General features: G+C 62.9%; 20 protein-coding genes. 10 read left to right on the top strand and 10 right to left on the bottom strand.

The genetic code is table 11. From position 1 onward, the window contains the following. Window positions 1-193 precede the first annotated feature (193 nt). Window positions 194-1,750, top strand: a complete 1,557-nt coding sequence (der, locus tag CKO15_RS04445) for a ribosome biogenesis GTPase Der (RefSeq protein WP_200192921.1) — start codon at window positions 194-196, stop codon at window positions 1,748-1,750. Window positions 1,751-1,785: 35 nt separating this feature from the next. On the opposite strand, the gene CKO15_RS04440 is transcribed toward der, so the two are convergent. After that, window positions 1,786-2,514 (bottom strand): PP2C family protein-serine/threonine phosphatase, encoded by a 729-nt coding sequence (locus tag CKO15_RS04440; protein WP_200192919.1) that lies wholly within the window; start codon window positions 2,512-2,514, stop codon window positions 1,786-1,788. A 205-nt stretch (window positions 2,515-2,719) separates the two neighbouring features. Here CKO15_RS04440 and tspO point away from each other — a divergent pair, with 205 nt between their 5' ends. Next, window positions 2,720-3,199 (top strand): tryptophan-rich sensory protein TspO, encoded by a 480-nt coding sequence (gene tspO, locus CKO15_RS04435; RefSeq protein ID WP_200192917.1) that lies wholly within the window; start codon window positions 2,720-2,722, stop codon window positions 3,197-3,199. 95 nt (window positions 3,200-3,294) lie between these two features. On the opposite strand, the gene CKO15_RS04430 is transcribed toward tspO, so the two are convergent. Beyond that, window positions 3,295-3,594, bottom strand: coding sequence for a YciI family protein (locus CKO15_RS04430; RefSeq protein ID WP_200192915.1), 300 nt, complete (start codon window positions 3,592-3,594; stop codon window positions 3,295-3,297). A 336-nt stretch (window positions 3,595-3,930) separates the two neighbouring features. Between CKO15_RS04430 and CKO15_RS04425 the strand changes: the two genes are divergently transcribed. The 5 genes from CKO15_RS04425 (at window position 3,931) to rluB (ending at window position 8,276) form a co-directional block, all read left to right on the top strand. After that, window positions 3,931-4,557 carry an L-threonylcarbamoyladenylate synthase gene (locus CKO15_RS04425; RefSeq protein WP_200192913.1) on the top strand — a complete coding sequence of 209 codons (627 nt, stop codon included), beginning with the start codon at window positions 3,931-3,933 and terminating at the stop codon, window positions 4,555-4,557. A gap of 134 nt (window positions 4,558-4,691) precedes the next feature. Further along, window positions 4,692-5,909, top strand: coding sequence for a tryptophan--tRNA ligase (locus tag CKO15_RS04420; RefSeq protein ID WP_200192911.1), 1,218 nt, complete (start codon window positions 4,692-4,694; stop codon window positions 5,907-5,909). Between the two features lie 62 nt (window positions 5,910-5,971). Next, window positions 5,972-6,769, top strand: coding sequence for a segregation and condensation protein A (locus CKO15_RS04415; protein ID WP_200192937.1), 798 nt, complete (start codon window positions 5,972-5,974; stop codon window positions 6,767-6,769). A gap of 39 nt (window positions 6,770-6,808) precedes the next feature. Then, window positions 6,809-7,399, top strand: coding sequence for an SMC-Scp complex subunit ScpB (gene scpB, locus CKO15_RS04410; RefSeq protein WP_200192909.1), 591 nt, complete (start codon window positions 6,809-6,811; stop codon window positions 7,397-7,399). Then, window positions 7,389-8,276 carry a 23S rRNA pseudouridine(2605) synthase RluB gene (gene rluB / locus CKO15_RS04405; protein WP_200192907.1) on the top strand — a complete coding sequence of 296 codons (888 nt, stop codon included), beginning with the start codon at window positions 7,389-7,391 and terminating at the stop codon, window positions 8,274-8,276. The genes scpB and rluB overlap by 11 nt, the downstream gene beginning before the upstream one ends. Before the next feature lie 61 nt (window positions 8,277-8,337). Here the strand turns inward: rluB and CKO15_RS04400 are convergent, their stop codons facing one another. From CKO15_RS04400 to CKO15_RS04385, 4 genes are all read right to left on the bottom strand, one after another. Further along, complete coding sequence (locus tag CKO15_RS04400) at window positions 8,338-9,105, bottom strand: SDR family NAD(P)-dependent oxidoreductase (RefSeq protein WP_200192905.1); 768 nt, start codon at window positions 9,103-9,105, stop codon at window positions 8,338-8,340. A 43-nt stretch (window positions 9,106-9,148) separates the two neighbouring features. Beyond that, the gene (locus tag CKO15_RS04395; RefSeq protein WP_200192903.1) at window positions 9,149-10,234 is read right to left on the bottom strand and encodes a hypothetical protein; all 1,086 of its coding nucleotides are present in this window, start codon (window positions 10,232-10,234) and stop codon (window positions 9,149-9,151) included. 82 nt (window positions 10,235-10,316) lie between these two features. Next, the gene (locus CKO15_RS04390) at window positions 10,317-11,384 is read right to left on the bottom strand and encodes an MraY family glycosyltransferase (RefSeq protein WP_200192901.1); all 1,068 of its coding nucleotides are present in this window, start codon (window positions 11,382-11,384) and stop codon (window positions 10,317-10,319) included. 215 nt (window positions 11,385-11,599) lie between these two features. Continuing rightward, window positions 11,600-12,367: a L,D-transpeptidase family protein gene (locus CKO15_RS04385; RefSeq protein ID WP_200192899.1), complete on the bottom strand. Its 768-nt coding sequence runs from the start codon at window positions 12,365-12,367 to the stop codon at window positions 11,600-11,602. A gap of 135 nt (window positions 12,368-12,502) precedes the next feature. Here CKO15_RS04385 and CKO15_RS04380 point away from each other — a divergent pair, with 135 nt between their 5' ends. Then, complete coding sequence (locus CKO15_RS04380) at window positions 12,503-13,147, top strand: hypothetical protein (protein WP_200192897.1); 645 nt, start codon at window positions 12,503-12,505, stop codon at window positions 13,145-13,147. Window positions 13,148-14,025: 878 nt separating this feature from the next. Here CKO15_RS04380 and CKO15_RS04375 read toward each other — a convergent pair. The 4 genes from CKO15_RS04375 to CKO15_RS04360 form a co-directional block, all read right to left on the bottom strand. Beyond that, on the bottom strand, window positions 14,026-16,104 hold the full coding sequence (locus CKO15_RS04375; protein WP_200192894.1) for a transglycosylase SLT domain-containing protein: 2,079 nt from the start codon (window positions 16,102-16,104) through the stop codon (window positions 14,026-14,028). A gap of 42 nt (window positions 16,105-16,146) precedes the next feature. Further along, window positions 16,147-17,619: an SLC13 family permease gene (locus CKO15_RS04370; protein WP_200192892.1), complete on the bottom strand. Its 1,473-nt coding sequence runs from the start codon at window positions 17,617-17,619 to the stop codon at window positions 16,147-16,149. Window positions 17,620-17,679: 60 nt separating this feature from the next. After that, complete coding sequence (locus CKO15_RS04365; protein WP_200192890.1) at window positions 17,680-18,816, bottom strand: helix-turn-helix transcriptional regulator; 1,137 nt, start codon at window positions 18,814-18,816, stop codon at window positions 17,680-17,682. Window positions 18,817-18,932: 116 nt separating this feature from the next. Beyond that, window positions 18,933-19,775: an SDR family oxidoreductase gene (locus CKO15_RS04360; RefSeq protein WP_200192888.1), complete on the bottom strand. Its 843-nt coding sequence runs from the start codon at window positions 19,773-19,775 to the stop codon at window positions 18,933-18,935. Between the two features lie 163 nt (window positions 19,776-19,938). On the opposite strand from CKO15_RS04360, the gene CKO15_RS04355 reads away from it, so the two are divergent. After that, the gene (locus CKO15_RS04355; protein ID WP_200192886.1) at window positions 19,939-21,603 is read left to right on the top strand and encodes a response regulator; all 1,665 of its coding nucleotides are present in this window, start codon (window positions 19,939-19,941) and stop codon (window positions 21,601-21,603) included. A gap of 155 nt (window positions 21,604-21,758) precedes the next feature. Next, on the top strand, window positions 21,759-22,553 hold the full coding sequence (locus CKO15_RS04350) for a sensor histidine kinase (RefSeq protein ID WP_200192884.1): 795 nt from the start codon (window positions 21,759-21,761) through the stop codon (window positions 22,551-22,553). The last annotated feature ends 5 nt before the right edge of the window (window positions 22,554-22,558 follow it).

Genomic DNA, 22,558 nt, shown 5'->3' with positions numbered 1-22,558 from the left:
CCTGCAAGAAGCACAAGCGGGGAGGGGGCGGGCTTGAGTCGCGCTCTCGGTAGCGGGGTAAGGCCCGAAGAGCGGTCTGGCGGTCCGTCCGCTGGGCCGCTTTTTTGTATAGTGGAGCGCTATCGGCGTGCTGGCTCACGAGCTCGGCTGCGTCGGTGCGGTGATTCCTAACCACTCAGTTGAGCAGAGTCTCATGCGCCCAGTTATCGCTTTAGTCGGTCGGCCTAACGTCGGCAAGTCGACCCTGTTCAATCGCCTCACCCGCACGCGTGACGCCCTGGTGGCGAACTACCCCGGGCTAACGCGAGATCGTCAATACGGAGTGCTCCGCTACCGGGGTGTCAGCGCGATCGTGATCGATACCGGGGGGATGGGGGAAGAGTGTACTGGCCCCGGACAGGTGATGCACCAGCAGGCTCGTATCGCTATCGCCGAGGCCGATGTGGTTGTGCTGTTGGTCGATGCGCAAGCGGGGCTGACCGCTGGCGATGAGCAGATTGCAGCGGAGTTGCGTGCTGCAGGGCGGTCGATCGTATTGGCTGTCAACAAGAGCGACGGTGCTAGCCGTCATCTGGCCTGTGCCGAGTTTCACCGCCTCGGTTTGGCGCCGATCTACGCCATTGCCGCCAATCGCGGGCGCGGTGTTGAGCCTTTGCTCTCCGGCCTCTTTGCCGCCTGTGGCCGTGATCTTGAGACGCCCCCTCTTCCTGAATCTGATGAAAATCAATCGGATAGACGTGTTTCACATGTCGTCCCCGGTGATGCTCTTGGTGATGCCCTTGGTGATGTTCTTGATGGTGCAGCCGGTGGTGAGGAGCAGGGCGAGGGAGCCGATGCTGTTGCACCTGAGGCCGACTCAAGTATCGCGGTAGCCGTTCTTGGGCGCCCGAATGTTGGCAAATCGACGTTGATCAATCGCCTTCTCGGCGAGGAGCGGGTGGTGGTCTACGATGAGCCCGGGACTACCCGCGACAGCATCGCGATCCCTTTCGAGCGTGACGGACGCCACTACACGCTCATCGATACCGCCGGCGTAAGGCGCCGGGCCCGGGTTCATGAGATGGTCGAAAAGTTCAGTGTTGTTAAAAGCCTGGAGGCGATAGAGCGAGCCTCTGTGGTGCTGCTGGTGATCGACGCGCAGGAAGGGGTGACCGAGCAGGATGCCCACTTGGCGGGCCATACACTGGAGGCTGGACGGGCGATGGTGTTGGTGATCAACAAGTGGGACGGACTCGAAGTTGACCAGCGACGCAAGGTCAAACGCGACCTGGAACGGCGCTTAGTCTTTCTCGATTTCGCTCGCCAGCACTTTGTCTCGGCGCTGCACGGTAGTGGGGTCGGTTTATTGCTCGACTCTGTTGTACGTGCGCATCAGGCCGCGACCCGCAGCCTGACCACGTCGGCTCTGAACGAAGCGCTCCACCGAGCGCTCGCCGCACACCAACCGCCGCACTCTCGTGGGCGCCGGATTAAGCCGCGCTACGCGCACCAAGGGGGGCATCAGCCGCCACGGATCATCATCCACGGCAATCAGGTCGATCGCTTACCGCCTGCCTACACGCGCTATCTAGAGCGCCACTTTCGCAATGCCTTCGAACTCCACGGCACGCCTGTGCGGATTGAATACCGGGCGAGCGAGAACCCATTTGCGGACCGCCCCAATCCGCTGACTGAGCGACAGCAACGGCGACGTCAGCGGATGATTCGGCACGCCAAGATTACCAAGGCGAAGCGGCGCAAGCGCCGCTGAAGGCGCGCGCGTTCAAGACCCGCGCCCGGCTCCGCTCAGCAGCGCACAAGAATGACTGAGACGTTGTCCTCTCCGCTGTGCTCTAGGGCGGCTTCGATTAGTTTGTGACAGCGCTCCTGTAGTGGACTCTGCGCATGGTCGATGAGGATTTGACGAATCGTCTCATCGTCGACGTGTCCGCTGAGGCCGTCGGAGCACAGCAGAAAGAGATCGTCAGTGCTCCGCGGTAAGTGCGTCACGTCGGGCTCAGCGCGCGTGACCGCGCCGAGTGCGCGCTCAAGCATGTTGCGTTCCGGGGCGTAGCGCGCCGCCTCGACGCTGATTTCGCCGGCCTCCAGAGCGCGTTGTACGGGGGTGTGGTCGCGCGTTAAGCGTTCGAGTTGTTGTCCGCGTAGCCGATAGATGCGCGAATCGCCGACGTGGGCCACGGCGATCTCGTCGGGGGCAGCGCAGAGTAGGGCAAGAGTCGTGCCCATGCCCTCGTAGCGGCGGTCGCGCTCGGTGTAAGAGAGGACCGCGCGGTTGGCGAGTTGGATTAGATCGGCGGGGTCGCCGCCCGATTCGAGCCAAGTGTGATCGGCGCCGTGGTGCGCGCGCGCGATATGGATCACGGTATCGACGGCCAGGCGGGCGGCCTCACACCCAAACGGGAGGCCACCGAGGCCGTCGGCTAGGACAACGACCCCGGCACGCCGATCCCAGTCGATGCGGTCTTCGTTGCGTGAGCGGGTATAGCCGCGGTGCGATTCACCGGCAATTTCCATGAGCGGTGCCTCGTATGCAAATGGACTAGATCCTCCCTCTATCCTAGCCCCTAACGTGTGCTGGGGAACAGGGGGGGGAGAGGGCAGCTAGAAAGGATGACGTGCAGGTGGACGATTTGGGTCGCCAAAAGTGCTGGGCAGAGGGGGTGCGAAGTGCAACAATACCCCACGGCCGATGCACCCAAGCAGTGGAGGAGTGATTGACGTGAGCTTACTGGTTTTCTTGGTTTTTTTATCTGCCTGCGGAGTTGCTGCGGCGACCGGTCACTTTTTTGGACCGGGGCCGTGGTATGAGCGCTTGAATAAACCCGATTGGACCCCGCCGAACTGGGTCTTTCCACTAGGCTGGGCCATTATGTATCCAGCGATGGCCATCGCTGCGTGGCGCGTCGGGATGTCGGGCGCTGAGATCGTGCCGCTGGCGTTGGCGCTGTGGGCGCTGCAATTGGCGCTGAACACCCTGTGGACGCCGATCTTCTTCGGTCTGCAGCAGATCTTTACGGCGCTGGTGGTGATTTGCCTCATGTGGGTCTCGGTCCTGTTGACGACCGGGGTCTTCGTCGCAATCGACTGGTTGGCTGGGTTGCTCTTCCTGCTCTACCTGGCGTGGGCGAGCTTTGCCTCGGCGCTTAACTACGAGGTCTGGAAGCGCAATAGCGACGGTCTGACGCCTCCTGCGCAGTAGGCAGAGCAAGGAGAGGCAGTGATGAAGCGGGGGCGGCTGCTGCGCCCCCGTTTTTCTTAGCGGTATGGCGAACCGCCGCTGCTTTGTCGGTGGGGTTAGGGAAGCAGGGCCTTGAAGGGGCGGACCTCGACGCCCTTATAGACTCCAGCGGTTACATACGGGTCGGCCTCAGCCCATGCTTGCGCGGCCGCGAGGGAGTCGAACTCGGCGACTACCAAACTGCCTAGGAAGCCAGCCTCCCCTGGATCTTCGCTATCCACCGCAGGGCAGGGTCCGGCGAGCAGCAGTCGGCCCTCCTCTCGGAGCTGCTCAAGTCGTGCTAGATGGTCTGGGCGTGCCTGCTGTCTTAGCGGCAGGCTCTGCTCTACGTCGTGACTAATGATGGCGTACCACATGGGGTGACCTCGTGTGTCGGGTTGCTTGTCTGAGTGTCTTGCTTGAGTGCCTTGCTTGAGTGCCTTAGGGATCGTATTCGTTGAACGGTATAGGCCCTTGCGAGGCGTTATTGCGGCCAAGAGGCTATCACAGTTTTTGCTGTAGTCTGCCCGGTGTGAGAGCGAACCGGGTCCGGTGTATGGCTTTGGCCTTTGTTTAGCCATGGGCTGTGAGCCGTAGTTGAGGCAATGCTCGTGTATGGCTACGGCAACGCTTCGTGGCAATGCCTCTCGGATGGTTAGTACAATGAGGACGGGCCCCACGTTGTGGGGGCGTTAACGGAAGAGAGGGGAATTATGGCTCAGTACTTCGAGGTTCACCCGGAGACACCGCAGCCACGCCTGATCAAGCAGGCTGTCGACATCCTCATTGCGGGCGGAGTCATCGCCTACCCGACAGATTCCAGTTATGCGCTTGGTTGCCGCATGGGCGAGAAGGCGGCCCTCGATCGTATTCGCGAAATACGGCGCCTCCCGGATGATCACAATTTTACCGTTGCCTGTAAGGATCTCAAAGATATCGGCACCTACGCCAAGATGGAAAACTACGCTTATCGTCTGCTCAAGTCCCACACCCCGGGGCCCTACACCTTTATCCTGCGGGCGACCAGTGAGGTGCCGCGCCGCCTGCAACACCCTAAGCGCAAGACGATTGGCATCCGCGTGCCGGATCACCCGGTCGCCCGTGCCTTGACCGAGACACTGACCGAGCCGTTGATGAGCGTGACGCTGCAGCTGCCTGGTGAGTCGCAGCCGCTCGATGATCCGTACGAGATCTGCGAGCGTATTGGCAAACGCATCGATGCGGTGATCGCTGGCGGTGCTACAGGCGGGGGACCGAGCAGCGTCATCGACTTGACCGGCGAGGCGGCTGAGGTCGTTCGCACCGGGGTCGGTGATACCAGCGTCTTTGAGAGTGCCTGAGCGGCTCTGAGTGGTCACCCCTGGGCGGTTCTGGGGGTGGCCGGTTTGGGCGGCGCTCCCTGAGTGGCTCCTGAATCGCTCCAGAGCGCTCAGGAAGTTGCCCACCCCCTGCAGCAGCGATCAAGGAGAACGTGTTGGTTAACCTCAATACCCAACCTGGGCGTGTCCTGTCGGGCATGCGCCCGACCGGGCGTCTGCACCTGGGGCACTATCACGGGGTGCTCAAGAACTGGGTGCGTTTGCAGAACGAATATGATTGTTTTTTCTTCGTCGCCGACTGGCACGCCTTAACGACACACTACGAGACCCCCGGCGTAGTCGGTGAGCACGTCTGGGAGATGATCATCGACTGGCTTGCTTGCGGTATCAATCCCAAGCTCGCTTGCCTCTTTATCCAGTCGCGCGTGCCTGAGCACGCCGAACTGCATCTGCTGCTCTCGATGATTACCCCGTTGGGATGGCTAGAGCGCGTGCCGACCTATAAAGATCAGCAGGAGCAACTGCGTGATCGCGACTTGGCGACGTACGGCTTTTTGGGGTACCCGCTGCTGCAGTCGGCCGATGTGCTGATCTACAAGGCGACCGAGGTTCCGGTTGGCGAGGATCAGGTGGCCCACCTTGAATTGACGCGCGAAATCGCCCGCCGCTTTAACCACCTCTATGGGGTCGAGCCCGACTTCGAAGAGAAGGCGCAGGAGGCGGCGCGCAAGATGGGTAAGAAGAACGCCCGTCTCTACCATCAACTGCGGCGACGCTATCAGCAAGACGGTGATCGAGAGGCGCTAGAAGTGGCCCACGCCTTGCTCGATGGTCAGCCGAATATCACCGTGGCCGACCGTGAGCGGCTCTTCGGCTATCTGGATGGCTCCAGCCGCGAGCTGTTGCCCGAGCCCGATGTGTTGCTGACCCCGACGGCGAAGATGCCGGGGCTCGACGGGCGCAAGATGTCGAAGTCGTATCAGAATACGATCGGTTTGCGCGAACCCCCCGAAGAGGTCGAGCGTAAGATCCGTACGATGCCGACCGATCCAGCACGGGTGCGCCGCAACGATCCGGGGGATCCGCGGAACTGTCCGGTGTGGTCTCTTCATCAGGTCTACTCCGATGAGGAGACCCGCGCCTGGGTCGAGGAGGGGTGTCGTAGTGCTGGGATCGGCTGTCTGGAGTGCAAACGCCACGTCATCGCTGGAGTCGAGGCGGAGTTGGCACCGATTCGCGAGCGCGCGCAAGCGTACGAGGCGGATCCAGAGCACGTCCGAGCGGTGCTTGTCGATGGCTGTGAGCGTGCCCGGGAACAGGCGCGGGCGACGCTCTCTGAGGTGCGCAGCGCGATGGGGTTGGAGTATCGGTGATCGCGGTAAGCGAGCAGCAGAGCGCCGATTTTGAGGCCGCGGCGGCAAGGAACGACGGATCGTTGGCGCCGCCGCCGGGCAGCGAGGGCGATTCACTAGCCCGGGTTGGTGATCACTACCTCTGTCAATGGCCGGAGGATCTCTACATACCGCCCGATGCCCTTGAGGTCTTTTTGGAGACCTTTGAAGGGCCGCTCGATCTGCTACTCTACCTGATTCGCCGCCAAAACCTCGATATCCTCGATATCCCCATCGCCGAGGTCACCCGGCAGTACATCGAGTATGTCGATTTGATGCAGGAGCTGCGGCTGGAACTCGCCGCTGAATACCTAGTGATGGCAGCGATGCTAGCCGAGATCAAATCGCGGATGCTGCTGCCGCGTCCTGCGTTAGCTGCTGCCGAGGAGGAAGTGGAGGATCCGCGGGCGGAGCTGGTTCGGCGTCTGCAGGAGTACGAGCGGTTCAAGCGAGCCGCCGCCGAGCTCGATCAATTGCCGCGCTGGGGGCGCGATTTCTTCGTCGCTACAGTCGATGCGCCGGCGTGTCAGCCGGCGACACCGGTGCCCGAAGTCGGGGTGGCAGACCTGTTGGCAGCCCTCCGCGGCGTGTTACATCGGGCTCGTTTTCACGAGCACCATCGGGTGTCACGGGAGGCGATCAGCATTCGCCAGCGCATGAGTGATATGCTCGAACGCCTCGGGCACGGACGTTACGTCGGTCTTGAGGAGCTGCTTACTGCCCACGAGGGGCGCAGTGGCGTGGTGGTCACCTTCTTGGCGCTTCTCGAGCTGGTGCGCGAGTCGCTGGTCGAGCTGACCCAGGCTGAACTCTTTGCTCCGATCTATGTTCGTGCTCGCTGAGCGGCGTGCTGCGATCCTACGGCGAGGCGAGAGATCAGGATGCCGACAATCAAGGATATCGTAGAGGCGGCTCTGTTGGCCTATGGGCAGCCGTTGAGCATTGAGCGGTTACAACGGCTCTTCGCGCGCTCGGCGGCCGAGAGTGATAGTGAGGTGCCGTCGCGTGAAGCGATTGAGACGGCGCTGGCCACCCTGGCTGAAGACTATGCACAGCGCGGCATCGAACTGCGACAGGTCGCCGGTGGGTATCGTATTCAGGTTCGCGCCGAATTGGCGCCGTGGATCTCTCGACTGTGGGAGGCGCGTCCGGCCCGTTACTCACGGGCGCTGCTTGAGACCTTAGCGCTGATCGCTTACCGGCAACCGATCACCCGCGGAGAGATCGAGCAGGTGCGCGGGGTGGCCGTGAGCACTTCGATCATTCGCACGCTGGAAGAGCAGGAGTGGATACGGGTTGTGGGTCGGCGGGATGTGCCGGGACGCCCGGCGCTCTATGCGACCACCGACGCCTTCCTTGCCCACTTTGGCCTGAATAATCGCAGTGAGTTGCCTGCGTTGACCGAGTTAACCGAGTTGACCGAGTTGACCGATTGGACAGCGGAGATTGAAGGGGAATCCGATGAGCAGTGAGGGTGATGAGCAGCAATGCGGCTCCGCTGGTGCAGCTGGTGAGAAGCTGCAAAAGGTCTTGGCACGGGCGGGCCTCGGCTCGCGGCGTGAGATGGAGGCGGCGATTGCCGCTGGACGGGTGCAAGTCGCGGGGCGTACGGCGCGTCTCGGCGATCGGGTCGGTCCGCGCGATCCAGTTGAGCTCGACGGGCGCTTGGTACAGCGGGTGCATCGGCAACCCCCGGCTCGCGTCTTGCTTTACAACAAGCCGGAAGGGGAGATCACAACCCGCTCCGATCCCGAGGGCCGGAAGACGGTCTTTCACAAGCTGCCGCGCACCCTGGGGCGATGGATTGCGGTGGGGCGGCTCGATATCAACAGTCAGGGCTTGTTGCTCTTTACCACCGATGGCGAGCTGGCGAATGCCCTAATGCATCCCTCAAGTGGAGTCGAACGCGAATACGCCTGCCGAATTCGCGGCGCGGTGACCGAGGAGATGGTGCAGGTTTTAGTCGATGGGGTGGAGCTAGAAGACGGTCCGGCGCACTTCGACGTGATCGAGTCGGGTATGCCGCTGGATGATCCGCAAGAGTCGGCGAACGCTTGGTTCCACGTCATTGTCAGCGAAGGCCGTAAACGCGAGGTGCGGCGGTTGTGGGAGTCACAGGGGGTGACCGTCAGTCGGCTGATTCGGGTGCGTTATGGGCCGATTGTGATGCCGCGCGATCTGCGCCAGGGCCGGCTGCGCGAGCTCGATCAGACGCAACTGGTGGAGCTCTACCGGCACGTTGGCCTTGAGCCGCCGGCGCGCCAGCGTGCCCCCGCGGCTAGCCCATCCGCGACGGCGAAGCGCCGTCGTCGTCCCGCGCCGCGCCGCCGCCGGTCACCGGCTCGCTAGTTCCTTATTCTAGTGTTCTAGTCGCGTCGCCGGTGCTGCTGCGGCGGGGTGAGGCAACGGCTCAATGCTCGGCGATGGTCAAGGCCTGGCCGTGGAACTCGCGTCCGTCTGGGCCGAGCAGCCGTACAAAGGCCCCGGCAACCTGTTCGGGGCGTCTCAGTTCGAATGGATTTTCGAACGGGAAGGCTTGGGCGCGCAGCGCGGTGCCAACCACGCCGGGATCGAGGCTGTTGACGCGAACCGTAGTGGTGTCGGCCATCTCGGCAGCGAGGACGCGCATCATCCCCTCGATGCCGGCGTTGGCAACGGCGTAGGCGCCGCCGTAAGGGGCTCCGTAGCGCCCGCCGTGATCGGAGGTAAAGAGCACCGCGCTCTGATCGGCCTGGCGCAGCAGCGGCAGGCAGGCGCGTGTGAGCATGAAGGGGGCGTTAAGATTGACCTGGAGGGTCCGGTACCACGCCTCGACATCGTAGAGCTCAAGCGGTGCCGGCTTACCGAGGGCCGCGGCGGCGTGGAGTAGGGCATCGAGCCGGCCGAGTTCGGCGTGGATCCGCTGTCCGACCTCAGGGAAGTGATCGAAGCTCGCCCCCTCAAGGTTCATCGGGTAGATCGCCGGCTCCGGGTCGCCGGCCTCAATGATCCGGTCATACAGCCGCTCCAGCGGCTTAATCTCCTTATCAAGTAGAACGAGCGTCGCGCCGGCGGCTGCCAGCTGTCGGCAAACTGCATTGCCGATGCCGCCGGCGGCGCCAGTCACCAGGACAACGCGCCCACGAAAGGAGCCGGGTGCCGCGGTGTAGTCGGCGCTGATTGTATTCTTCTCCGTCACGATGATATCGCTCCCTTGTGCAGTGTGGCCGTCGGCCCCCGGATTACGTTTCCGGGGAGGTCGCTGATGTCGATCCCGTGACCTCCCTGACGTGTTCGAGGAACTGGCGGAAGAAGGCAGCGAAGAGGCCGAGCATCAGGCCGAGCACGGCAGAGAGTGCGATAATGAGGTTGCGACGGCTGCCTTCCGTCTCACCCTCAGTGGCCAGATCGATCAGGCTGGCCTCCTCGAAACGGTCGAGACGATCCTCCAACCGGTCGATGAGTGCCGTCAGCTCGCGCTCTCCACTGCGTTGCTGTTTGTGGAGTTCGTGCAAATCGCGCTCCAGACCGCGCAGATCGGCTCGCTGGGTCTCGCGTTCCTCGCGATTTTCACGCAAGTCACGCTGTAGATCGCGCTGCCGTTGGGCCAGCGTTGCGGCCTCCGTACCGGGGTCGGCCTCCTCCTCGCGTAGCGCATCACGCTGTGACAGCAGCTGGCCGCGTTCGGTAAGCAGGTCTTGCAGAGATTTCTGCGTGTCGGCGAGCTGCTGACGCAGCAATTCGCGCTGCTCGGCGTAGCGCTCGGCGAGTTCTGCAAGCTCGTTCTGGGCGCGCTTCAGGTCGCGTTCCAGCTCGCTGTGGGTGCGTTGGAAAACGGCCTGTTCGCTCTCGGCGAAGTGCTCGTAGACCGCCTCGTGCAACCCCCGGACCTGCTCTAGACGCTCCGGCCGGGTCGTGCTGCTTAGGCGCAGTAGGCCAGTCTGTTCGATGGTCGAGATCTTGACCTCAGGCGGACGTCGGCCGTCGGGATCTGCCTCACGCAGCGCGCGCCGCAGCTCAGGAATGATGAGATGCTCCAGTTCGGCGCGAGCTCGCGCGGCGCTGCGGAGCGGTTCGTCCTCCGCGGTGCTGCGTTCAATCAGCGTCTCGAACTCAATCTGGGCGCTCGGCAGGGTCAGCGCATAACCGCTGCCGGCGAGGAAGACGGCTAAGGCGACCCCGAAAAGCCAGCGCCGCTGGCGGACGAGGGCCAGCCACAGGTCGACTAGGCTGATCTCATCGTCGTGGCGTACCGTCGTCGCCTCCTCCGGGAAGCGCGCATCCTGAGGACGGACCTGCGGGTATTGATCGCGTTGCTGTTCGGCCATGTGGGAGTCTTCATCGATGTCGAGGATCGAATGGGCATGATACTCATCTTACGGTGGCGAGGCCACGCCCGTGTGGCTCCGGCTAACGCCCCCCGCTGCGTCGTGAGTAGCGCCGTAAAAAAGCGGCAAAGCGCCAGGCCCGGACGTGGATCAGGGTGTGCATCAACGCGACCGCGAGCAGACCGGTTGCTAGCCACTTCTCGGGGACCTCGAACCACGCCCCCGCAAAGCCAATGCCGCCCCACAAGGCGCCAACGCTCAGCAGCAAGGCAACGATTTGACCGTGGGAAAGACCGGCGCGTGTCAACGTGTGGTGCAGGTGCTCACGATCCGCCTTGAAAGGGCTGCGCCGACGCACCAGCCGGCGACCGAACAGGATCAAGGCATCAAGCACGGGGAGTGCGAGGATCCACGCTACCGTGATCGGAGGGAGGACAGCTGTTGCGCCGCTGCCGGCCTCCAGGGCAAACCACGCCAGCGCAACGCCGAGCATCATACTGCCGGAGTCGCCAAGGAATGAGGCAGCGCGGCGTCGCCAGGGATTGCGCGCATTGAAGACCAAAAAGGCGCAGATCGCTGCGCAGAGCAACAGGGCCAGAATCGGCCACTTCTCGCCGCCTCCGAGAAAGCCAGCGAGGGCGAGCCAAGCTAGGGCGATCGCTACACTGCCGCCGGCTAAGCCGTCGAGTCCGTCGAACATATTAACGGCGTTGATCAGCCCAACGATGCAGAGAACGGTGAACGGTAGAGCCAGCCAGCCGAGCTCAAGCGGGAGCATCGGTCCGAGCAACCAGCCAAGATCACTGACCAGCAGTCCTCCCCACAGAGTAATCAGCAGCGCTGCAGCGACCTGAAAGAACAGTTTAATGCGCGCCTCGATATCGATGAGATCATCAACGACCCCCACAACGAGCAACATCGTCATGCTGGTAAATAGGGCCTCGAAGGGGCGCAGCCCGAACTCCGAGGGTAGCAGCGCGATAAAGAAGCCGAACAAGATGCACAGACCGCCGATAAGCGGTACCACCCGGCCGTGCCGTTTGCGCGCACAGGGACGATCGACTAGGCCTGCTTCGATAGCCGGCCGGCGAAACAGCAGCAGCAGAATCGCTGTGCAGGCAAAGGCCAAAAAGACCTGAGCGATAATCACGAAAAGAGCTCCATCGTCATCAGCCAGAGTGCCTGTCTTGGATCAGCCCGCCCTGGATTAGCCTGTCTTTGTCTTGGGTCGTTGTCTTGGATCATCGGACCAAGGTTAGTATGTAAGCGGGCGGCTGTGCCACGCTTTGCGCGAGATCACTCGATCTGCGCAGCGGCTCCGGCACGTGCAACGGCGAAGCGGGGCCGGCATCGCAGTCTCTCTCTTCAGTCGATTACCACGACCGGGGCACCGACCTCAAGAAAGTCGGCAATGCGCTCAATCTGCGCATCGCTGACCGCATAGCAGCCGTAGGTCCAGTCGATTTGCTGGGCGTGACGGGCGAGGCGCTGCCTCTCAGCGCCGGTACCGTGGATGCCGATTTGGCCGCCGAGCGGCGTATCCTGAAGCGGGATCTCGCCAGCACGCCGCGCCGCCAGATAGCGTTGCAAGGTGGCCTCGGAGACCCAGCCGCGCCGATAGCCGATCAGCATGTGTTCAACCTCGGGGTAAGAGAGGTGGATAAAGATATGGTACTCGCTCTCCGGGTTAAAGCCGATGACCCGGAAGACGCCGAGGGGGCTCTGCAGGCTTCCCCGTTCGCGCACTTCGGCCGCTCCGCGTTGACCGATGGTGACCGGGCCAAGCCGCTCAACGACTCGGTCGCCCCGGATCAGGGCAATGGCGCGTTCGCGCAGATCGATCAAAGCCCAGTGCTCGGTCTCATCGATCGTGACACCAGGGGCGATCTCAAGTCGGTCTCGGCTAAGGGGCGCGCGCGCGCGCAGCGGGGCCGGCTCGCCATAATTGCTGCTATAACCGCCGGAGGCACCAGAGTGGCCGTCGTCATGGCCGGTGTGTTGGCTATAGTCACCATGAAGGGGGCCTCCCGCTGCTGATGCGGTATAGGCGCAGGCGACGGGAGGAACGAAAAGGGCGAGCGCGAGAATGAAGGCGAATGTGGCGTAGACTTCGGTAACCGATTTCATCATCATCGCTGGTAGCGGCCAGCTCGGTGCATGGGCGGGTCAACTCCCGAGTACTCATCGGAATACTACCAGCGAGGCGGGCACAATGGCTATCAGGAATCGCATCCGGTGGGCCAGCGGGTCGTGCAAGGGAGATCGAGTATGGAGATGAACAGACGAGCCGGGCAGCCTCGTCGCGGTGCGACACTGCTTGCCTGTTGCGGGATGGCGGTCGCGCTGGGCGTAAATTTGGTGCTGGGCGGTTGTGCCGGTCGTGATGCTGATGCACCGAGTCGTGAGGCGTCACCGATCGACGCCCGGGGTTATCCGCACTGGGTGATGAATCCAAGTTCTGACGAGGGTCTGGCGAGTTCGGCGTGTGTTTCGGCGACCGGCACATTAGGTCGCGATCGTGGGCGGGCCAATTTGGAGGCACGCCAACAGCTTGGTATTGCGCTCGGCAATCAGATCCAGTCGATGGCCGAGGGATACGGGCGGCTGACAGAGACTGGTGAAGAGGAGGTGCCGGGTGGAGAGCTCTTTGAGCAGGTTACGCGCAGCCTCGTCAATGAACGGATTGCTGGCTCACGGGTGGCGCATAGCGCCTACCTGACTCTGCGTGACGGCTCGCAACAATACTGCACGATGATGGTGCTCGGCGAAGAGCAAGTGCTGGCGATCATCAGCGAGGTGGCGGCTCGGACCGCAGTCACCGAAGAGGGGTTCACTCAGCCGGAACTGCGTGAGCAGTATATGACGCAGGAGGCGCTCAACCGCCTTTACGAGCAGCTGCGTGAGGATCGGTAAGATCGGTAAGGCAGGCGTGAGACCGGGGAAGCGAAGGCAAACCAAGCCCCGACCGGCGCCTGGATCGGCAGCGGTCGGGACGCACGCAGTCTAGGCGCTCACTCAGTAATCGCGCCACCACTTGATAAAGATCGGGAGGGCGCCCCCGATGAGGGCCAAAGCCGCCATGAACCAGATCAGCCAAACTGCTTCGTTCATAATCTACCCCCTTCTCTTGGGTTCGTTCTTACTTTAGGTCTGTACGGTGACCAAACCGAGCAATAGGCTATGCCGGCCGCTCTTGCCTGGCAAGATGAGCATCGCCGACACAGGAGCATGTTGACACGATTCCGCGCTAGACCGGTGTGCGGCATAACCGCTCATTCGGGGGAGTGGTAGCAAAAATCGGCGCTACGGTGTTGAGTAGGCGCATATGCCGCACACCGCTTGCGGTGTCAAACGTGTCACCATGCATAGTGTGTCGGTGCCTTGGTCGGTCTCTGGCCTCGCATCTGGCATGCTGGATACGCCAACGGCGCATGTACACGACACCACCGTGCGCGCGCGGTTGCGTGTAGCACATGCACTGAATACTGATGACGAAGGAGGTGCATATGGAAACGGCTGATATCTCTTGGCTCGTGACGCTGGCGATTCTGGCCTTGATCGCGGGCGCTATCCCAGTGCTCAAGCGCTGGCGTTAAGCGGCGGATCGTAGTCGCAACGAGTAGGTACGGCGCCGCTGCCGGTTTCGGCAGCGGCGCTTTCTCTTGGGAGGGGCGCTCTCTTGTCTCGCCCGGTTTTTTACACGTTCGGGCGCAGCGTTCTCCCCCCCCCTTTTTTTTTCTATCATAAGGATGGGGCTTTTTCGCACCGGTTGGTCAAAATCGGTGCGGTGGCTACTCGCAGCGCTCATGTAGGCCAGCGGGGTGGGGAAGCGGCGTAGCAAGTTGACAGACGAAGCGTGCGAGCGCTTCAGCGGAAAGATTTTCCTCCTCGCTGTGGTGTGCCCCGAGCTCAGCGAAGAGCAAACGATAGATCAGCACATACTGGATGTAGTTGCGGGTCTCGCGAAAAGGTACGGCCTCAATCCAGACATCGAAGGGCAGGTCGGCGTTAGCGAGCCACTGATTAACACGGCCCGATCCGGCGTTGTACGCCGCTAAGGCGAGGATGGGGTTGCCATCGAAGCGCTTGAGCAGGTGCTCGAAGTAGGCTGCGCCGAGCAGGGCGTTGAGCGACGGCTCGAACAGGTCGTCGCGCTGCAGCGGGGTGTGGCCGGTCCAGCCGGCGACTTGCCGTGCGGTCGCTGGCATGAGCTGCAACAGTCCGGCTGCTCCGGCGCCAGAGACAGCGTGCGGATTGAAGGCCGACTCTCGCCGGGCGATCGCCATCAGCAAGTAGGGGTCGAGGTCGAAGCGCTCAGCGGCGCGCGTGATCTCGTCGCGAAAGGCGAAAGGGAACCGCCACTCCAATACGTCGAAGGCGCGCGCTGTGGCGGCGGCCCGGATGGCTAGGCTGTACCAACCGTGAGTGTGGGCCTGGGCGGCGAGTCGGCGTTTCTCAGTCGCGTCACTGGCGTTGCGCAGCAGCAGCGACCACTCATCGTCGGCGAGGCGAAACTCACCGGCCTCGATCAGTAGTTGAATGCGGCGCAGGGCAGCGCTCGGGGGCAACGGCTCTGGTGCCTTTTCCGCCGGCAGTGGATTGAGTCCAGGCGGCGTGTAGCCGATGCCGAGGTGAGCGGCGGCTAGCGCCCCCCAGAAGTGACGTTGGGCGGCGGCTGCCTGAAAGGCGTAATCGCGGCGCTGTGGCTCATCGAGCTGTGCGTAAGCGCGTCCCCGCCAGTACTGCCAGCGGGCCGCGGCCTGTTGCTCAGCTGGGAGCCGGTCAATCCAGGTCAAGACCGCTGCCCAATCTTGCTCAATAACGGCGCGGCGGATACGGTGTTCGAGCAGTTCGGCGTCGTCACGGTGGTGCAGATAGGCATCGAGCCAGGTGCGATTGGCCGAGATATCGCGGATCACCGAATACCAGGCCAGGCGATCGGTCAGTTCGTAGTGGACTTCCGGGGCAAGCCGCTCCGCCTGCTCTTGGTGCGCCTGGTAGAGCTCAAGGGCGGCGGCGGTATCGGTGTGGGCCATCCGGTAGAGTGCTGCGGCCAAGAGGGCATCGCGGATGGCTGGCGGCAACTCGCTAGGCACCTCATTGATGCGCTCAGGGCGGCTGTGCAGGCGTTGCAGCCAGACCCCCCCGCGCTCTAGGGCGCGAGCCCGCGCCCCCTCGTATTCACCCAGCAGCCGAGTCAAGTAGCGCATCATGCCGGCCTCGTTGCTGCGGAACGACAACTGTAGACGTTCCCAGATGGCCTCTGCATCGATAAGCCCCGCCGCGCGTGCGGCATCGAAGAGCGGATCGCATGCCGCCGGCCGTGAGCGCCCCCAAAACCACAGCTCTGAGGCGGTTTTTAGTGCCGCTTCGCGGTCACCCTCGCGGAACTGCGCGTAGAGCCACTGGCAGCGCAATTGGACACGGCTCGGCGGAGTATCGCGCAACTCAAGCAGCGCGCGGTGGCGACCGGCGCGAGCGTAGCGGTCGATGGCAACTCGCTCGATCACGTCGGGAAGTGGGGTGTCGTCGTAGCGCGCCTGATAGCGATGAATGGCTGCCGGTTCGATATCGGGCAAGGCGGTGCGCAGGCGGTGGAAGTCGATGTAGGCCGTTAGCGGGTGCGCCTCACCGAGGCAAGGCTCAATGCGGGCGACCCGCTGCCAACGATCGGCGCGGGCCGCCTCCAGCGCTTCGCTGAAGAGCTCCGCCGGGGAGCCGCTGCACTCGGCGGTCGGGGCGGCGCGCGCTGTACCGTCGGAACAGGCCGAGGTGAACAACCCGATGCCCAACAACAGCCCAAGTGGCAACACAAGCCGGAGGGCGCTGCGCGCCCTCAAAGCGGTTGCAGAGAAGTAACAGTGGCTCATCGGTGGTTACTGCCTCACTCTCTTAGGAGCGCGCTGGGAGCTTTATGGAGCCTCCACAGCCCCGGTCAACTCAATGCCCATCACCACCGGTAGGAGCAGGTAGACAAAGAGCGTTGTTAATACGATCGTGACGATGTTAAGCGTCAGTCCGGCGCGCGCCATATCCGGTACGCTCAGAGCGCGGCTGCCGAAGACGACCGCATTCGGCGGTGTGGCCACCGGGAGCATAAAGGCGCACGAGGCGGCGACTGCCACTGCAGCCATGAGGACTAAGGGGTGGAAGCCTGTTGCGATAGCCAAGGCCCCCATCAACGGCACGAAGACTGTTGCTGTTGCGGTATTCGAGGTGACCTCGGTCAGAAAGACCACCAGGGCGACACAGGCGGCGATGATCAGGATGATGGAGACGCCGTCGAGCACCCTCAGGGCTTCGGCCAGGGTTGCAGAGAGCCCGGTCTGTGAGAAGCCGGCTGCGAGCGCAAAGCCGCCACCAAAGAGCAGCAGGATATCCCAGGGGATCTTCGCAGCAGTATCCCAGTCGAGCAGGCGCTCGCCCTTGCGTTCGCCGGACGGCAGCAGGAAGAGGGCGAGGCCGCCGGCGATCGCGATGCTGGCATCGCCGACTTGATCGAGCACCCCGTCGGGTAGAAAACCGCGCCCAACCCAGCTTACGGCAACCGCAACGAAGACGATCAAGACGCGGCGCTCGGCGGTGCCGATACTGCCCATGGCGCTGAGCTCTTCACGGATTTGGGCCTGCCCTCCGGGTAGGCTGTCGAGGCCGCGACAGTGTTTGCCGTAGGCCAAATAGAGCCAAGTGATGGCCAGAAAGAGGATGGACATCGGCAGGCCAAAGGCCATCCAGCTTGCGAAGGTGATCTGGATATCGTAGAGCGCTTCCAGCTGTCCGGCGAGCACCGCATTCGGCGGGGTGCCGATCAGCGTGGCGATGCCGCCGATCGAGGCTGCGTAGGCGATGCCGAGCATCAGCGCGATGCCAAAGCCGGGCGGCAACTCCTGGCCGTGGTTCTGCGCCTCTTCGCGGCTCTGTGTGAGTACGGCCAGCGCGATGGGCAGCATCATCATCGCCGTGGCGGTGTTGCTGATCCACATCGACAGCCCGGCGGTCGCCAGCATGAAGCCGAGGATCATGCGCCGCGGGGCTGGCCCGATCAGCTGGATAACGTGTAGGGCGATGCGCCGATGGAGGTTCCAGTGCTGCATCGTGACCGCGATCAGGAAGCCTCCTAAAAATAGAAAAATCAGATGGTTGCCGTAAGCTCGGGTGACGTCGCCGACAGCCATGACCTCAAGCACAGGGAAGGCGACGATCGGCACCAAAGCGGTAGCTGCCAAGGGGACCGCCTCGCTGATCCACCACGTTGCCATCAGGATCGCGACCAACGCAACGGCCCACTCTCCCGCGCTCAACCCCCCCGGCGGGCCGAGTAGCCACCCGACCAGGAAGATGAGCGGTCCGAGGATGAGTCCGATGCGCTGTCTGTAGGAGTCCATGGCTGCCTCTCCGTGCCCTGTCATAGAGGCGGGTAGAGTGAACTAGAAAAGGGGGGCTGCTCAAGACTCACAGAGCAGTCGCTGCATCAACTCGGCCTGATTTCGGGTGTCGGTTTTACGATAGATCGCCTTGATGTGTGAACGCACGGTGTGCAGGGTGATGTGACAGTGTTCAGCAACCCGCTCCAGGGAGGCCTCACGCGCGAAGGTGGCCGCAACGACTGCCTCGGCACTGGAGAGGTTGTAGCGCGCTTGCAGTGTCGTAATCAGTCGGTTCACCGCGCTTGTTGTCTCGTACAGGTAGGCGGCGGCGAAGGCTCGTTGACCCAGTAGCGGATGGCCGATATCCGGATGCAGCGCGCTGAGCTGGACGTACAAGCGTGCTTGCGGTGCGGTGCGTGCAGGGAGTGGGCGCACGTTGTGAGCAATCGCCGGCAGGGCGAAGGCGTCGCCCTCGCTGCGCCACTTGAGGCAGTCGCTGAGTGCCCGCTGGAAGCGGCTATCGAGTGTTCGATCAAGGATGTATAAGCGCCCACCACGCGTGCTCAGAAGTGGTTGGTTGTGTACGATTGTTGCGGCGCTGGGGCTGCAGTAGGCGATGGTGCCATCTTCGGCGAAGAGTACGAAGGGGCGCTGCTGCTGGTCGACGGCGCTTACGATCATTCGGTTGAGCTGGGCGCGGTGTTCCAGATCGAGGAGTGAGGTGAAGGTCGTCTGCAGGTGTGGTGCAAGACTGGAGAGGAGCGCCGTCTCCGCAGCGCTGAAGTGGCCCTGGTCGCAGGTTCGTTGTACGAGCAGTTGCACGGTGTAGCCAGCGTGCTGGACGAGCGTACCGCACGCCCCATGGTGAATGTCTTGCGGCCGCGCCCACTCGTTGAAGAATTCGCAGCGGTAGAAATCCGGCTGTGAGCAGGAGAAGTCGAGGAAGGTTGAGTAGAGTCGGCCTGGGGGCTTTAGGCGCAGCTCGGGGCGCCACGGGCAGGTGTTGACGTAGTGATCGACGTAGGCCTGGTGATCCCCGTCATCGATGTTGAATTTGAAGCTGCTGCGGACTCGCGAGGCGCTCTCATCCATGATCAACAGGCGGGCCGAGCGAGCGGCCACGGCCGTAACGATCTCGCTGAGCAGGCGCTCCCAAGCGCGAGGGTCGATGGCCGCGCTGTAGATGGCCTCGAGTAGACGGCCCCGCTGTTCCAATGTCCAACTCTCCTTGGACGCCAGGGCGGCAGGGCGCTTGGGGGGCTCCCGAGGTGAAGAAGACGAAGAAGACAAGGGACGCAGTAGCGTGACCACGGCAAGAGACCTCTGAGCCGTCAGCGATCCAATCTTTTGCCCAGAAGGCTCGGCAGATGGCGGGCAACGCGCAGCAGCATGCCGAGTTGCGAGCGATAGGTGAGCGTCGAGGTTGCACCACGGATGTTGCGGATTTGTGGCACAAGGGTGGCTGCAACCGGTTCCGGTGGTTCAGCCAGGAGTGCGATGATCGTCTGGGCCGCTGGAGTGGTATCGGTTAGGAGCAGCTCGGTGTTAACGAGCCCGGGGCTGATCTCATGGACACCGATGGAGTGCACCCCCTGCTCTTTAAGTTCTTGCGCGAGGTAGCGGGTGACGGCAGCAACGCCGAGTTTGCTCGCCTTATGGGGGACCGGGGTGCGCGAGTGGTTGGCCCCGAAGCGGGTGAAGCCGAGATTGAAGATGTGGTAACGAGGTTGGCGAGCCGTCTCTTGCGAGCGCATCAGGCGCACCGCTTCGGCGCAGCCGAGTAACACGCTGGAGAGGTTGGTGGCGTTGGTGGCGGCGATATCCTCGTTGGCGAGTGCCCACAGTGGCCGTTTTTGGCGCCCAGCGGTTCCGGCGTTGTTGATCCAGCGATCGACGTGTCCCAGGCGGCACTTGACGAAGTCGGCGAAGTTGGCCACTTGCTGCGGAGACCCGACGTCGCACGGGAAACCGATGACCTGATCGTCTGCTTCAGCGACCGCCCGCAGCTGTTCGCACGCCCGCTCCAGGTTGGCCGGATTGCGCGCGCAGATGGCAATTCGATCACCGTAGCTCAGGTGGGCCGCGGCTAAGGCAAACCCGAGGCCGCGGCTGGCCCCGGTGATGACAACGTGTAAAGGTGCCTGTTGCTGCATGATATCGGTCTCGGTGGTCATTCCCTGCATCTTACTAGAAAATAACCCGCAGTAGTCGAGGGCGAGGGGTGGGGGGCTATGCGTTAAGATGCGGGCGTGTCTGAGCCGCAAGAGGCGGGCGTTCCCGCGGGTCGCTTTTGGGGTGCCGACGACGACGCTTGCCCGGGTGAGGAGATCGGTCAATATGGGTGAAATTGATTTCACGACGAAAAGCGCGCTGGTGGTCGACGATATGGCGAATATGCGTCAGACACTGCGCGAGATGTTGCGTACGGCCGGGGTGCGTCAGATCGACGATGTGGCAACCGGTGAGCGGGCTATCGACGCCCTTGCCCAGGGTGACTACGACATTGTCCTTTGCGACTACAATCTGGGGCGCGGTAAAGATGGGCAGCAGGTGTTAGAGGAGGTTCGCCATCGGCGGCTGATCCGGTTATCAACCGTTTTTATCATGGTGACTGCGGAGAGCATGCACCATCGCGTGATGGGTGCTGTCGAACACCAGCCCGATGACTATCTGACCAAGCCCTTTACGCCGGCGCTGCTTGCCAAGCGCCTAGAGCGCCATATGCTGCGCCGCGACGGGCTGCGTCCCGTCGATCAAGCGGTCAGTCTTGGAGCCTACGAGAAGGCCGTCGAGCTCTGTGATCAGCGGCTAGCGAATCGGGCCGGTAATCCTGATGAGTTGATGCGTCTGAAGCTCGATTTTCATTTGCAGCTGAAGCAGTACGATGCCGCTGCCCGGGTTTGCCACGATGCCCTGGAGCGCCACCGCGTGCCGTGGGCCTTATGTGGGCTGGGGCGGGTGGCGGCGGCGCGTGGTGAATCAGCGCAGGCCGAGGCGGCGTTTGAGCAGGCGATTGCCGAGTTTCCTTCGTACATGGAGGCCTACGACGGATTGGCCGAGGTGTTGACGGCGCGCGGCGATACCGAGTTGGCGCAGGCCGTGGTGGCGCAGGCGTTGGAGATCTCGCCCAACTCCGTAATCCGGCAACGGCGCCTCGGGGCTCTGGCGTGCGCTAATGACGATCCGCTGACCGCTGAGGCCGCCTACAAGCGGGCAGCGGCGCTAGGTAAGGGGTCGGTCTTTCGCTCTCACACCGACTACGCCGAGTTGGCTAAGGCGCAGGTGCAGCTCGGAGCGCCCGAGGATGCGATCGAGCAGACCCTGGGGGCGATGCGCAAAGAGACGCGAGGGAAGGGGGAGGCGGTGGTCGACGCCGCCTTGTCTGAGTCGACCATCTACCGTCAGCTCAATCGTGAAGAGCGGGCGGCGGCTGCCTTTCAGCGCGCCGGTGATGTCTATCAAGATCTCGGTGGTGCAGTTGCGCCGCACATCGCCCTGGAACTCGGGCAGCAGGCGTTGGCTCAAGGTGATACTGAGCTCGGGATGCGCGCCATTCAGGGGGTTGTGAGGAACCACCACGACGATGAGCAGATTCTGCTGCGGGCGCAGGCGATCTTTGCCGACTCCGGCATGGCAAGTGAGGGCGACCAGGCGATCCGCGCGATCACTGAAGAGGTGCGAAAGAAGAACAACCACGGTGTGGCGTTGGCGCGGCGTGGCGCGCTCAAAGAGGCGGTGATGCTATTCGAAGAGGTCCTCGCTGAGTTGCGCCACAACACGACGGTCAACCTCAATGCGGCACAGGTTTACTTGATGATGGCCAAAAAGGGGGGGCACAATGAGCAAGCGGGTGCCCAGCTCCTTGAGCAGGCAGGAGCCTGTCTAGAGCGGGTGCGTCAGCAGGATCCGCACAACGCCAAACTGCTGAGCTTGACCGGTGTGCTACAGCACCTGGAGCGATCCGCGGTTCAGGAGCGGAGCGGCTCGACGCCTCCCGCTTGATGGTGGCGGGCGCCTGGAGGCAGGCTTCTGGGAGCAGGCTAGGTTGGCTGGTCCGGGTCCGCTCGGCCGGTGCTCCGGTCGGTATTTGAGCAATGGCGGCCGTGTGGCCGCTATCCCCCCCGGCATCAAGGCTGGGGCCTCTTGCGGAGGTAGTGATGACGCCGACCAATCTCGGGGTTGATCGTTGCAGCACCGACTCCACCGACCCCCAGCTCCACGACCAGAGTGGGTCGCAGCAGATCGACTTCTCCGTGCTGCTCGCCTCGAGTATTCACGATATCAAGAATGCCCTCGGTTACATCCTCAACACGCTCGATTTCGCGTTGCAAAGTGAAACGGGCGAGTTGGTCTGTCCTTCAGAGCAGGTCGTCGAGTTGAACCAGGAGGCGAAGAAGGCCAATAAGGTCTTGGTGCAGTTGTTGACGCTCTACCGCATGGATCGCGACCAGTACAGCCTGAACACGGCGCCGGTCGAAGTCCGTGATTTTCTCGAAGACTGCTTCCTCTGCCACGAGCCGTTGCTGCGGCGCAAAGGCCTGGAGATGGAGATTGAGGCCGATCCGCAACTTGTAGCCGACTTTGATCGGTTCTTGCTCGAAGGCGCCATGGAGAATCTGATCATCAATGCCTCGCGCTTTGCACGCACCCGGTTGCGCCTAGCGGCTGCGGTGCACGAAGAGATGCTTGAACTCCATGTCCAGGACGATGGTCCCGGTTTCCCGCCGGAGGTCGTTGCCCTAGGGCGCGGTGATGCTGCACCCGTTCCAGGTGAGAGCCCGAGTGAGAGGCGGCGTCCGGGGCGCTTCGTGGGGGGGGAGACCAAGCTTGGGCTCTACTTTTGCGACGTCGTCGCCTCGGCCCACTGTCGCCACGGGCGACGCGGTGACCTCCAAGTGGCCTCTGGTGGTCTCCTCGGCGGCGGGGATGTGCGGATCCGTCTGCCCCTTTAGCGCCC

Origin of the sequence: Halorhodospira abdelmalekii (genome assembly GCF_016583625.1) — a bacterium.
Classification (GTDB): domain Bacteria; phylum Pseudomonadota; class Gammaproteobacteria; order Nitrococcales; family Halorhodospiraceae; genus Halorhodospira; species Halorhodospira abdelmalekii.
Note: the sequence above shows the minus strand (reverse complement) of the source record. Positions and strands in the feature narration are given on the sequence as shown.